We start from the raw sequence: 12,926 nt of genomic DNA on the forward strand, positions 1-12,926 counted from the left end.
ATGAAATTAATCATTGCGCAACATAGATTTTACCCCCCGTTTGTTTTTATAATAGCGAGCACTTTTATATTCAAAAAATGAGTGCGACCATGATTGATACTTCCCTTCCGTTAACTGATGTTCATCGCCACCTTGATGGCAACATTCGTGCCCAAACTATTCTTGATCTTGGCCGCCAGTTTAATTTGACCCTCCCCGCTCAAACACTTGAAACCCTGATCCCACATGTACAGGTAACCTCGACAGAACCTGACCTGGTCAGTTTCCTGTCCAAACTGGACTGGGGCGTGAAAGTGCTGGCCTCGCTGGATGCCTGTCGTCGCGTGGCCTACGAGAACGTGGAAGATGCCGCACGTAACGGTTTGCATTATGTTGAACTGCGTTTTTCGCCGGGCTACATGGCCATGAGCCATCAACTCCCTGTTGCGGGCGTGGTCGAAGCGGTCATCGCTGGCGTGCAGGAAGGCAGCCGAACGTTCGGTGTTGAAGTCCGTCTGATCGGCATCATGAGCCGCACATTCGGTGAAGCGGCATGCTTGCAGGAGCTTGAAGCATTGCTGGCCCACCGCGATCGCATCACCGCCCTCGATCTGGCTGGCGACGAACTCGGATTCCCGGGCAGCCTGTTCCTGTCACACTTTAATCGCGCACGTGACGCTGGCTGGCATATTACCGTCCACGCAGGCGAAGCGGCCGGTCCGGAAAGTATCTGGCAGGCTATCCGTGAGCTGGGCGCTGAGCGAATTGGTCATGGCGTAAAAGCCGTTGAAGATCGTGCGTTAATGGATTTTCTGGCTGAGCAGCGTATCGGGATTGAATCGTGTCTGACCTCCAATATTCAGACCAGCACCGTCGCATCCCTCGCCGTACACCCACTGAAAACGTTCCTTGAACATGGCGTGATGGCAAGCCTCAATACCGATGATCCCGCCGTACAAGGGGTAGATATTATTCACGAATACACCGTCGCGGCACCTGCGGCAGGTCTGTCCCGCGAGCAGATTCGCCAGGCGCAAATCAACGGTCTGGAAATGGCTTTCCTGAGTGAAGCGGAAAAACGCGCACTACGTGAAAAAGTGGCGGCGGCGTAAGCGTATCGTTGCCGGATAAGCCACGCTTATCCGGCATTGCCGAAAAGAGAGAAAATCAGGTAAGACTTAGCGTTGCACGGTGTTTCGCTGACTCAATACCCAGTTCAATCAGTTCCATAATTTGAATAGCCTGACTCGCCGGAACCGGATTTTCACCGTTACCGTTCAGCGCATCGCGGATACCGGCGTAATAAGCCGGATAGTTACCCGGAACAGTCAGCCAGGTCTCTTCCACACGTTCTTCACCCTCAACACGCGTTAACACACCGTCACGCATATCGTAGCCCCAGTCCTCTTGCGGCAGACGTTCGCCATTTTTCAGGCGTTCTTCTTGCGGATCAAGACCATATTTTACGTAACTTCCGCGCGAACCGTGCACGATGTAGCGTGCCGATTCCGCCGCCGCCAGCATCGTGCCATGCAGAACGACCCGACGCTGTGGGTAGGCCAGCACGGCATGGAAGTAATCGGTAGACTGCGCGCCCGGACGCAGTTGCGCGAGATCGACCGTCATACTGACAGGTAAGCCGAACAGATTAATGGCCTGATCGAGCAAATGCGGCGCCAGATCATACCAAATACCGCTGCCCGGTCCGCCCTGTTCCCGCCAGCGATCGCGAATCTGCGGACGAAAGCGGTCAAAGTGAGATTCAAAATACGCCACCTCGCCCAGCACACCATCAGCCAGCAGCGCCTTCAGCGTCAGGAAGTCGCTGTCCCAGCGCCGGTTGTGGAAAACGGAAAGCACCCGTCCCAGACTGCGGGCTAGTGAATCCAGCTCACGCGCTTGTGACAGTGTCACGGTAAACGGTTTGTCCACCACGACGTGTTTCCCCGCTTCCAGCGCCGCTTTTGCCAGCGGGAAGTGCGTGTCGTTCGGGGTGGGGATCACAATAAGGTCGATAGTCGGATCGTTGAAAAGATGTTTAGGCTCAGAGACAACCGCCACAGAAGGCCAGTCAGCCTTCACTTTTGTTTCATCACTACTGGATACCGCCGCCAGCTCCAGTCCAGGCGTCCCTACGATCAAAGGTGCATGGAAAGTTTTGCTGGCATAACCGTAACCGATTAACCCAACACGGATGTTGTCACTCATGTCATTGCCTCTCATTACAGAACATTCACATTTCACACTATCCAATAACCACTCACAATAGTTTAATGGCCTTACAACGACAAAGGCCATAAGTTAACTTAAGTCAAACAAATGCCACTTTACCTAAACTTGTTGTGAAAAAGTCGTTGAAATCGTTCCCGATGAACTTGCCGTCTTAAATGTTGATGGGTAACATTTGCATCCTGTGTTTATGGATAAATCAAAGCAAATGTCGTCAGTAATGAATCGTCTTATTGAATTAACAGGCTGGGTTGTTCTTGTGGTCTCCGTCATTCTTTTGGGTGTAGCCAGTCATATCGACAATTATCAACCTCCAGAACCTACCGCCACCGTTGGGAAAAAATAAACGTCGCCGGGATCAGACGCCGTACATGGCATGACGCGAGGATGTTTACCGTTTGGTCACCCCGTGAATCCGCTGTAAATTTATCAAAATAGGATAAATGTACCGCATCCAGACCCGACGTTTATTGCCTGTTTTAATGAAGCGCGTTACCCTTCCGGCGGGTCCTTAATTGCACCCGCCTGTTTATACGTAAGAACTATCTTATTTTGAAAATCACGTGTCGCTTAACGTTCCCTGCGCCTGGTTGTGTATTTTCATATTTACTACTCCGTTAGTGTTATTTTTTTAATATGGATCCCTATTTATGACTGTCCAGGATTATCTATTAAAATTCCGTAAAATCAGTTCACTCGAAAGTCTGGAAAAATTGTTCGACCATCTTAACTACACGCTGACTGACGATCGGGAGATTATCAATATGTACCGTGCCGCCGACCATCGTCGTGCGGAATTGATCTCCGGTGGACGACTGTTTGATGTCGGTCAGGTGCCCAAATCTGTCTGGCATTACGTGCAATAACGAAGAGAGTAGCGATCGCCGTTAAAAGATTTATAATAATCGCCCCAAAATAGAGGGTATGCCTGTTAGCGCCAGCAAATCTGGAGAAGATATGACCACAACACCGGCACAACGCATTGGAGGCTGGTTGCTTGGCCCGTTAGCCTGGCTGTTAGTCGCGCTATTGAGCGCATCACTGGCACTGCTGCTTTACGTCACTGCGCTTGCGAATCCGCAAACGCTAAAAGCGCTGAGTGAACAAGAGACGGGCAACTTAGTGCTCTGGGGCATTTCATTTTTGACTGCGATTGCGATGTGGTATTACACGTTGTGGCTGACAATTGCCTTCTTCAAACGCAGGCAATGTGTGCCTAAGCACTATATTCTCTGGCTGCTGATATCGGTATTACTGGCCATCAAAGCGTTTGCGTTTTCGCCAGTGCCTGATGCTTTTGCCGTTCGCCAGTTGCTGTTTCCGTTACTGGCAGCAGCCCTGATGGCACCCTATTTCAAACGTTCAGCGCGCGTAAAAGCCACGTTTGTGAACCCGTAATAACCTTACAGTTCACCTGTTGTCGCCTGCTGTAGATTGACAGATAATAGGCGGCTTTTTTATTTCAGGCCGAAAAATGACTGATTACCTGCTGCTCTTTGTCGGAACTGTGCTGGTCAACAACTTTGTACTGGTTAAGTTTCTGGGTCTTTGTCCATTCATGGGAGTTTCCAAAAAGCTGGAAACCGCGATGGGTATGGGGCTTGCAACCACGTTTGTGATGACGCTTGCGTCTATTTGCGCCTGGTTGATCGACACCTGGATTCTTATCCCGCTCGATCTCATCTATCTGCGCACGCTGGCGTTTATTTTAGTCATTGCCGTGGTCGTGCAATTTACCGAGATGGTGGTGCGTAAAACCAGTCCAGCACTGTATCGTCTGTTGGGGATCTTTCTGCCGCTTATCACCACCAACTGCGCGGTGTTAGGTGTGGCTTTGCTCAACATCAACCTCGGTCATAATTTTCTGCAGTCGGCGCTGTACGGTTTTTCCGCGGCCGTCGGCTTCTCTCTGGTCATGGTGTTATTCGCCGCGATTCGTGAACGCCTCGCCGTGGCAGACGTTCCTGCCCCCTTCCGTGGCAACGCGATAGCGCTGATTACCGCAGGTTTAATGTCATTAGCCTTTATGGGCTTTAGTGGTTTGGTGAAGTTGTAATGAATGCTATCTGGATTGCCGTTGCCGCCGTGAGCCTGCTGGGTTTGGCGTTTGGCGCCATTCTGGGTTATGCCTCCCGCCGTTTCGCGGTTGAAGATGATCCGGTTGTCGAGAAAATTGACGAAATTCTGCCGCAAAGCCAGTGTGGGCAATGCGGTTATCCTGGCTGTCGCCCCTACGCAGAGGCGATTGGCAGCGAAGGTGAGAAAATAAACCGCTGCGCACCTGGCGGTGAAGCCGTCATGCTCAAAATTGCGGAATTACTGAATGTAGACCCGCAACCCATTGACGGGGATGAACAGGAACTCATCCCGGTCCGCATGCTGGCAATCATTGATGAAAACAACTGCATCGGCTGCACGAAATGTATTCAGGCCTGCCCGGTAGACGCGATTGTGGGTGCCACCCGAGCGATGCACACGGTCATGAGCGATCTCTGCACCGGCTGCAATCTGTGTGTCGACCCTTGCCCGACCCAGTGCATCGAATTACGTCCGGTGGCTGAAACGCCTGACAGTTGGAAGTGGGATTTGAACACCATTCCCGTTCGTATCATTCCCGTGGAACAACATGCTTAAGTTATTCTCTGCCTTTAGAAAAGATAAGATCTGGGATTTTGACGGCGGCATTCATCCACCGGAAATGAAAACCCAGTCAAACGGTACGCCCCTGCGCCAGGTTCCGCTGGCGCCGCGTTTCGTCATTCCCTTAAAACAGCACATTGGCGCCGAAGGTGAACTGTGCGTCAACGTGGGCGATCGCGTGTTACGCGGACAACCGTTGACCCGCGGTCGCGGAAAAATGCTGCCGGTTCATGCGCCAACCTCCGGCACCGTCGTTGCCATTGCTCCCCATTCCACCGCGCATCCTTCCGCCCTGGCAGAACTCAGCGTCATTATTGATGCTGACGGCGAAGATTGCTGGATTGAACGCGAGGGCTGGGCGGATTATCGTACCCGGAGTCGTGAAGATCTGATCTCCCGTATTCACCAGTACGGCGTTGCCGGACTCGGCGGTGCGGGATTCCCGACTGGCGTTAAATTACAGGGCGGCGGCGACAAGATCGAAACGCTGATCATCAATGCGGCGGAATGCGAACCCTATATTACGGCAGATGACCGCCTGATGCAGGACTGCGCCGCCCAGGTGGTCGAAGGTATCCGCATTCTCGCGCACATTCTGCAACCGCGTGAGATTTTGATCGGCATTGAAGATAACAAACCGCAGGCCATTTCCATGTTGCGGGCGGTACTGGCTGACGCGCACGACATTTCGCTGCGCGTTATTCCGACGAAATACCCTTCCGGCGGCGCAAAACAGCTCACACAAATTTTGACCGGTAAGCAGGTTCCGCATGGCGGCCGTTCCTCCGATATTGGCGTGTTGATGCAAAACGTCGGCACCGCGTATGCCGTTAAACGTGCGGTTATTGATGGTGAACCGATTACCGAGCGCGTCGTAACGTTGACTGGCGAGGCGGTGAGTCGCCCCGGCAACGTCTGGGCAAGACTGGGCACCCCGGTTCGCCACCTCCTGGACGATGCCGGTTTTTGCCCTTCCGCCGATCAGATGGTGATTATGGGGGGGCCGCTCATGGGCTTCACCCTGCCGTGGCTGGATGTTCCGGTCGTGAAGATCACCAACTGTCTCCTTGCGCCATCGGTCACTGAAATGGGCGAACCGCAGGAAGAAAAAGGCTGTATCCGTTGTAGCGCCTGTGCCGATGCGTGTCCGGCCGATCTGCTGCCTCAGCAGTTGTACTGGTTTAGCAAAGGCCAGCAGCACGACAAAGCGACGGCGCACAATCTGGCGGACTGCATTGAATGCGGTGCCTGCGCCTGGGTATGCCCGAGCAATATCCCGTTGGTGCAGTACTTCCGGCAGGAAAAAGCCGAGCTCTACGCCATCAGTCAGGAAGAAAAGCGCGCCGCAGAAGCGAAAGCACGCTTCGAAGCCCGACAGGCACGACTTGAGCGTGAGAAAGCCGCGCGTCTTGAGCGACACAAAAGCGCCGCTGTGCAACCTGCTGCGAAAGATCATGATGCGATTGCCGCCGCGCTGGCTCGCGTGAAAGAAAAGCAAGCCCAGGCAATGCAACCGGTGGTTATTCAGGCGGGGGCGAAACCTGACAATAGTGCGGTGATTGCCGCGCGAGAAGCGCGCAAAGCACAGGCCAGAGCAAAACAGGCTGAAAACGGCAACATCGAAGAGAGCCGTACCGATGCAGATCCGCGCAAAGCCGCCATCGAAGCAGCGATTGCCCGCGCCAAAGCACGCAAGCAGGAACAACAGACTGCCAGTGAACCAGCCGACCCCGTAGACCCACGCAAAGCCGCCGTCGAAGCGGCCATTGCCCGGGCTAAAGCGCGTAAACAGGAACAGCAGTCAGGCAGTGAGCCTGCCGAGCCCGTAGATCCGCGCAAAGCCGCCGTCGAAGCGGCCATTGCCCGCGCCAAAGCACGTAAGCAGGAACAGCAGGCAGTCAGCGAACCCGCTGAGCCCGTGGACCCACGCAAAGCCGCCGTCGAAGCAGCCATTGCTCGCGCTAAAGCGCGTAAGCTGGAACAACAGGCAGTCAGTGAACCCGCCGAGCCCGTGGACCCACGCAAAGCCGCCGTCGAAGCGGCGATTGCCCGCGCCAAAGCACGTAAGCTGGAACAACAGACGGCCAGTGAACCTTCCGAGCCCGTGGACCCACGCAAAGCGGCCATCGCAGCAGCGATTGCCCGCGCTCAGGCAAAAAAAGCCGCACAGCAGCAGGTTGTTAACGAGGAATAAATGGTATTCAGAATCGCAAGCTCCCCTTATACCCATAACCAGCGCCAGACATCGCGCATCATGTTGCTGGTGCTTATCGCCGCATTGCCGGGGATTGCCGCTCAATTGTGGTTTTTCGGCTGGGGGACGTTGTTCCAGATAGTCCTGGCCTCAGCCAGCGCGCTGATTGCCGAAGCCATTGTGCTCCAGCTACGTAAACAGCCTGTCGTCTCGATATTAAAAGACAACTCCGCCCTGCTTACGGGTTTATTGTTGGCAGTGAGTATTCCGCCGCTCGCCCCCTGGTGGATGGTCGTGTTGGGGACTGTGTTTGCCGTCATTATTGCCAAGCAACTGTACGGCGGCCTTGGGCAAAACCCGTTTAACCCGGCGATGATTGGCTATGTGGTGCTGCTGATCTCGTTTCCGGTACAGATGACCAGCTGGTTGCCTCCGCACGAAATCGCAGCGTCTGTTCCTGGTTTTTCCGATGCGCTACAGGTGATTTTCACCGGACATACCGCCGCTGGCGGTGATATGAACACACTGCGGATGGGTATTGACGGTATCAGCCAGGCAACGCCGCTGGATACCTTTAAGACATCGCTGCATGCAGGTCACTCGGTTGAGCAGATCATGCAATACCCCATCTACAGCGGAATGTTGGCGGGTGCTGGCTGGCAATGGGTGAACCTGGCCTGGCTGGCTGGCGGCGTATGGCTGCTGTGGACGAAGGCTATCAAATGGCACATTCCCGTCAGTTTCTTGCTGACGCTTGCCCTGTGCGCTTCGTTAGGTTGGCTTTTTTCACCTCAGTCACTGGCATCGCCGCAGTTACATCTGCTCTCTGGCGCGACCATGCTGGGCGCATTCTTTATATTGACCGATCCTGTGACAGCCTCAACGACGAATCGTGGCCGGTTGATTTTTGGCGCGCTGGTCGGCTTGTTAGTCTGGCTTATCCGCAGTTTTGGCGGTTATCCCGATGGTGTGGCCTTTGCCGTTCTGCTGGCAAACATCACCGTTCCCCTGATCGACTATTACACCCGACCTCGCGTGTACGGTCATCGAAAAGGATAAACCATGCTGAAAACAATTCGTAAACACGGCATCACGCTGGCGCTGTTTGCAGCGGGTTCGACAGGACTGACCGCCGCCATCAATATGATGACAAAAACGACGATCGATGAGCAGGCCGCGTTGCAGCAAAAAGTGTTGTTTGATCAGGTAATTCCGGCGGACCGCTACAATAATAATCTGCAGAATAGCTGCTTTGTCGTAAACAGCCCGGCATTGGGGAAAGGCGCACATCGCGTTTATATCGCCCGTATGGACGATACACCTGTTGCGGCAATTCTCGAAGCTACGGCGCCTGATGGATACTCCGGTGCAATTCGGCTGTTAGTGGGTGCTGATTTCAACGGTACGGTCCTCGGCACGCGAGTGACCGAGCACCATGAAACGCCGGGCCTGGGCGACAAAATAGAATTGCGTCTCTCCGACTGGATAACCCACTTTGCGGGCAAGAGCATCGGTGGAGAAAATGACGCGCACTGGGCGGTAAAAAAAGATGGCGGCGACTTTGACCAGTTCACCGGCGCGACCATTACGCCGCGAGCAGTTGTTAATGCGGTGAAACGCGCAGGTCTGTATGCGCAAACACTGCCTGCGCAACTCCCCCAACTCACCGCCTGTGGAGAATAACCATGAGCGAAATTAAAGACGTCATTGTTCAGGGGCTCTGGAAAAATAACTCCGCCCTCGTGCAGTTACTCGGTATGTGCCCCCTGCTGGCAGTCACCTCAACCGCCACCAACGCGCTCGGTTTGGGTCTTGCCACGACACTTGTACTGACACTCACCAACCTGACGATTTCGGCACTGCGTCGCTGGACACCCGCGGAGATCCGCATCCCTATCTACGTGATGATCATTGCGTCCGTGGTCAGCGCAGTACAAATGCTGATCAATGCTTATGCGTTTGGCTTGTACCAGTCGCTGGGGATTTTTATCCCTCTGATTGTGACGAACTGCATTGTGGTTGGCCGTGCAGAGGCGTTTGCCGCCAGAAAAGGCCCGGCGCTGTCGGCGCTTGACGGTTTTTCTATCGGGATGGGCGCCACCTGCGCAATGTTTGTGCTCGGTTCGCTTCGCGAAATCATCGGCAACGGAACCTTATTCGACGGTGCAGACGGTCTGCTCGGCAGCTGGGCAAAAGTGTTGCGAGTAGAAATTTTCCATACCGACTCACCGTTCCTGTTGGCAATGTTGCCGCCGGGAGCCTTTATCGGTCTGGGACTCATGCTGGCTGTGAAATACCTTATCGATGAGAAGATGAAAAAGCGTCGTGCCGAAGCCGTTACGGCAGATTCACCAGCAGGTGAAACAGGGAATGTCTCATGAACAAAACAAAACGTCTGGAAATCCTGACGCGTCTTCGCGACAACAATCCGCACCCCACGACAGAGTTAAATTTTACGTCGCCGTTTGAGCTGCTGATCGCCGTTTTGCTCTCCGCGCAGGCCACAGACGTTAGCGTGAACAAAGCGACCGCGAAGCTCTACCCCGTCGCCAACACCCCTGCGGCGATGCTGGAGCTCGGCGTAGAGGGCGTTAAGTCCTATATCAAGACAATTGGCCTGTTCAACAGCAAAGCCGAGAATGTCATCAAAACCTGTCGGATATTGCTGGAGCAACATAACGGTGAAGTTCCTGAAGACCGCGCCGCACTGGAAGCGTTGCCAGGGGTAGGACGTAAAACCGCCAATGTGGTACTCAATACCGCCTTTGGCTGGCCGACTATTGCCGTCGACACGCATATTTTCCGCGTCTGCAATCGGACCCAGTTTGCGCCGGGCAAGAACGTTGAGCAGGTTGAAGAAAAGCTGCTCAAAGTAGTTCCGGCGGAATTTAAAGTCGATTGCCACCACTGGTTAATTCTTCACGGACGCTACACCTGTATCGCCCGGAAACCCCGTTGCGGTTCCTGCATTATTGAGGATCTCTGTGAATTTAAAGAGAAAGTCGATATCTGAATGACACGGAGGATGCCCTTCCTCCTTACATTCATAACGTTTTGTTACACCCTCGAGACGCCGTCATTCACCGACAATGATACCAGGTCAGAAAGCCTTTCCAATGGAATATGCTGGCTATTAAACACTCCACCAGGTTAATCGTTTTTTTGATAGCGGAAATTTCTATTCATACGTGATCAAGATCACTTTGATAACTCGATGTGAATTTTTTTACCACTTCTTGTTAAAGTCACAATCAGTTGACCTGACCCCCTCTTTTCACTACAAAACATTACACTGGCTATTTTTCAGATAATGGCCTATTTCACTACTAAAAACCTTATATAGTAGAACATATCGCCACCATGGGGATTTCCGCCCCTTCCTGTAGAGTAATAAACTGCCTTTCTTCATTAGAAAAAATTTAACGCTACATAACATTTCGTGCGGCCGATGATTACACCAGATAAGTTAAATGTAACAGACTATTACAAACCCCTTGTCTGACAGGGCAAGATAGTGAACATTACTTGCCGTTTCCCCTCCCACTATAACAATCGGACGGATGAACTTGACTCATCACGTACCTGAACTCCCCCGTTGATATGGGATGTAAAAAAAGAGGTAAAAGTGTCTACTGCAAACAATAAACCAACTGAAAGCGTGAGTTTGAACGCATTCAAACAGCCTAAAGCGTTCTATCTCATTTTCTCTATCGAGTTATGGGAGCGTTTCGGCTATTACGGCCTGCAAGGAATTATGGCCGTCTACCTGGTAAAACAACTGGGTATGTCAGAAGCTGACTCCATCACCCTTTTCTCCTCCTTTAGCGCCCTGGTTTATGGACTGGTCGCTATCGGTGGTTGGTTAGGTGATAAAGTATTGGGCACCAAACGCGTCATTATGCTGGGTGCTGTCGTATTGGCGATTGGTTATGCTCTGGTAGCATGGTCTGGCCACGATGCAGGTATCGTTTATATGGGTATGGCGGCCATCGCGGTCGGTAACGGCCTGTTCAAAGCGAACCCGTCTTCTCTGCTTTCTACCTGCTATGCGAAAGATGACCCGCGTCTGGACGGTGCATTCACCATGTACTATATGTCCGTCAACATCGGTTCATTCTTCTCCATGCTGGCAACGCCATGGCTGGCTGCCCGCTACGGCTGGAGCACGGCATTTGCACTGAGCGTTGTCGGGATGCTGATCACGGTCGTTAACTTCGCATTCTGCCAGCGTTGGGTTAAACAGTACGGTTCCAAACCTGACTTTGAGCCGATCAACTTCCGTCATCTGCTGCTGACCATTCTGGGCGTTATCGCGCTGATCGCGATTGCAACCTGGCTGCTGCACAACCAGCAGGTCGCACGTATGGCGCTGGGCGTAATCGCACTGGGCATCGTCTTTATCTTCGGTAAAGAAGCCTTTGCGATGAAAGGTGCCGCGCGTCGTAAAATGATTGTTGCCTTCATTCTGATGCTTGAAGCCATCATCTTCTTCGTTCTGTACAGCCAGATGCCGACGTCTCTGAACTTCTTTGCTATTCGTAACGTTGAACACTCCATCCTGGGTATCGCGTTTGAACCAGAGCAGTATCAGGCGCTGAACCCGTTCTGGATCATTATCGGTAGCCCGATTCTGGCCGCTATCTACAACAAGATGGGTGATACCCTGCCGATGCCAACCAAGTTTGCTATCGGTATGGTGCTGTGCTCCGGTGCGTTCCTGATCCTGCCAGTCGGCGCGAAATTCGCTAACGAAGCAGGTATCGTATCCGTTAACTGGCTGATCATGTGCTACGGCTTACAGAGTATCGGTGAGCTGATGATTTCTGGTCTGGGTCTGGCAATGGTCGCACAGCTGGTTCCACAGCGTCTGATGGGCTTCATCATGGGCAGCTGGTTCCTGACAACCGCAGGCGCAAACATCATTGGTGGCTATGTCGCTAACATGATGGCGGTGCCGGAAAACGTGACCGACCCGCTGATGTCTCTGGAAGTCTATGGTCGTGTGTTCCTGCAGATTGGTATCGCTACTGCGGTTATCGCTGTTCTGATGCTGCTGACAGCACCAAAACTGAACCGCATGACTCAGGACGACGATGTACGCGAAAAAGCCACCAAGGCCGCAACTGCGTAATTTTCAGGGAAACTGATTTTAAGGCCGCTAACGTTAAGTTAGCGGCTTTTTTTTAGCCGACGTAGCACTACCATTGGTTATACCTCAGCAAAAAGGAGTTACCGATGAAATTGTTCTACAAACCGGGCGCCTGCTCTCTTGCTTCCCACATCACCCTTCGCGAGAGCGGTAAAGACTTCACGCTGGATAGCGTCGATCTGATTAAAAAGCGTCTGGAAAACGGCGATGATTATTTCGCGGTGAATCCAAAAGGACAGGTTCCTGCACTCCTGCTGGACGACGGCACGCTGCTGACTGAAGGGGTCGCCATTATGCAATACCTTGCCGATACCGTCCCCGACCGCCAGCTACTGGCACCCACCAGCAGTATTGCTCGCTACAGAACGCTGGAATGGCTCAACTACATTGCGACAGAGTTGCATAAAGGCTTTACGCCGCTGTTCCGCCCGGACACCCCGGAAGAGTACAAACCGACGGTTCGCGCCCTTCTGGAGAAAAAGCTGCACTACGTGAATGACGTACTCAACGATGACCAATGGATCTGTGGGCCGCGTTTCACCATTGCAGATGCTTATCTGTTCACCGTGCTGCGGTGGGCGCGAGCCGTTAAGCTCAATATGGAAGGGTTAACGCATATTGACGCCTATATGGCGCGGGTAGCAGAGCGCCCAACCGTCAAGGCGGCGCTTAAAGCAGAGGGACTGAATTAACGATTGTTATCGCCGGGTGGCGTTACGCTTACCCGGCCTACAA

The 12,926-nt window shown here is 53.0% G+C and carries 14 protein-coding genes; 13 read left to right on the forward strand and 1 reads right to left on the reverse strand.

Annotated features, from left to right (window positions below):
- The first annotated feature begins 89 nt into the window (after positions 1-89).
- Positions 90-1,091 (forward strand): adenosine deaminase, encoded by a 1,002-nt coding sequence (gene add, locus JM656_RS11605; RefSeq protein WP_203357929.1) that lies wholly within the window; start codon positions 90-92, stop codon positions 1,089-1,091.
- A 55-nt stretch (positions 1,092-1,146) separates the two neighbouring features.
- On the opposite strand, the gene JM656_RS11610 is transcribed toward add, so the two are convergent.
- Positions 1,147-2,187, reverse strand: coding sequence for an oxidoreductase (locus JM656_RS11610; RefSeq protein WP_203357930.1), 1,041 nt, complete (start codon positions 2,185-2,187; stop codon positions 1,147-1,149).
- Between the two features lie 241 nt (positions 2,188-2,428).
- Here JM656_RS11610 and blr point away from each other — a divergent pair, with 241 nt between their 5' ends.
- The 12 genes from blr to gstA all read left to right on the forward strand — a co-directional run bounded on the left by blr (position 2,429) and on the right by gstA (position 12,883).
- The gene (gene blr / locus JM656_RS11615; RefSeq protein ID WP_203361281.1) at positions 2,429-2,554 is read left to right on the forward strand and encodes a division septum protein Blr; all 126 of its coding nucleotides are present in this window, start codon (positions 2,429-2,431) and stop codon (positions 2,552-2,554) included.
- 304 nt (positions 2,555-2,858) lie between these two features.
- The gene (gene ydgT / locus JM656_RS11620; RefSeq protein WP_162380406.1) at positions 2,859-3,074 is read left to right on the forward strand and encodes a transcription modulator YdgT; all 216 of its coding nucleotides are present in this window, start codon (positions 2,859-2,861) and stop codon (positions 3,072-3,074) included.
- 91 nt (positions 3,075-3,165) lie between these two features.
- Positions 3,166-3,606 (forward strand): DUF2569 domain-containing protein, encoded by a 441-nt coding sequence (locus JM656_RS11625; RefSeq protein ID WP_192612120.1) that lies wholly within the window; start codon positions 3,166-3,168, stop codon positions 3,604-3,606.
- 76 nt (positions 3,607-3,682) lie between these two features.
- The gene (gene rsxA / locus JM656_RS11630) at positions 3,683-4,264 is read left to right on the forward strand and encodes an electron transport complex subunit RsxA (protein ID WP_005121199.1); all 582 of its coding nucleotides are present in this window, start codon (positions 3,683-3,685) and stop codon (positions 4,262-4,264) included.
- A complete protein-coding gene (gene rsxB, locus JM656_RS11635) occupies positions 4,264-4,842 on the forward strand; it encodes an electron transport complex subunit RsxB (protein WP_203357931.1) in 579 nt (192 codons plus the stop codon). The genes rsxA and rsxB overlap by 1 nt, the downstream gene beginning before the upstream one ends.
- Complete coding sequence (gene rsxC / locus JM656_RS11640) at positions 4,835-7,042, forward strand: electron transport complex subunit RsxC (RefSeq protein ID WP_203357932.1); 2,208 nt, start codon at positions 4,835-4,837, stop codon at positions 7,040-7,042. The genes rsxB and rsxC overlap by 8 nt, the downstream gene beginning before the upstream one ends.
- On the forward strand, positions 7,043-8,101 hold the full coding sequence (gene rsxD / locus JM656_RS11645; protein ID WP_203357933.1) for an electron transport complex subunit RsxD: 1,059 nt from the start codon (positions 7,043-7,045) through the stop codon (positions 8,099-8,101).
- Between the two features lie 3 nt (positions 8,102-8,104).
- A complete protein-coding gene (gene rsxG / locus JM656_RS11650) occupies positions 8,105-8,725 on the forward strand; it encodes an electron transport complex subunit RsxG (RefSeq protein WP_203357934.1) in 621 nt (206 codons plus the stop codon).
- Between the two features lie 2 nt (positions 8,726-8,727).
- Positions 8,728-9,423, forward strand: a complete 696-nt coding sequence (locus JM656_RS11655) for an electron transport complex subunit E (RefSeq protein ID WP_203357935.1) — start codon at positions 8,728-8,730, stop codon at positions 9,421-9,423.
- The gene (nth, locus tag JM656_RS11660; RefSeq protein ID WP_192612114.1) at positions 9,420-10,055 is read left to right on the forward strand and encodes an endonuclease III; all 636 of its coding nucleotides are present in this window, start codon (positions 9,420-9,422) and stop codon (positions 10,053-10,055) included. Before JM656_RS11655 ends, nth begins: the two co-directional genes overlap by 4 nt.
- Positions 10,056-10,667: 612 nt before the next feature.
- Complete coding sequence (dtpA, locus tag JM656_RS11665; protein ID WP_203357936.1) at positions 10,668-12,173, forward strand: dipeptide/tripeptide permease DtpA; 1,506 nt, start codon at positions 10,668-10,670, stop codon at positions 12,171-12,173.
- A gap of 104 nt (positions 12,174-12,277) precedes the next feature.
- Positions 12,278-12,883, forward strand: a complete 606-nt coding sequence (gene gstA / locus JM656_RS11670) for a glutathione transferase GstA (RefSeq protein ID WP_203357937.1) — start codon at positions 12,278-12,280, stop codon at positions 12,881-12,883.
- Positions 12,884-12,926: the final 43 nt, after the last annotated feature.

This window comes from Citrobacter sp. R56, assembly GCF_016811995.1.
GTDB classification, from domain to species: Bacteria; Pseudomonadota; Gammaproteobacteria; order Enterobacterales; family Enterobacteriaceae; genus Citrobacter_D; species Citrobacter_D enshiensis.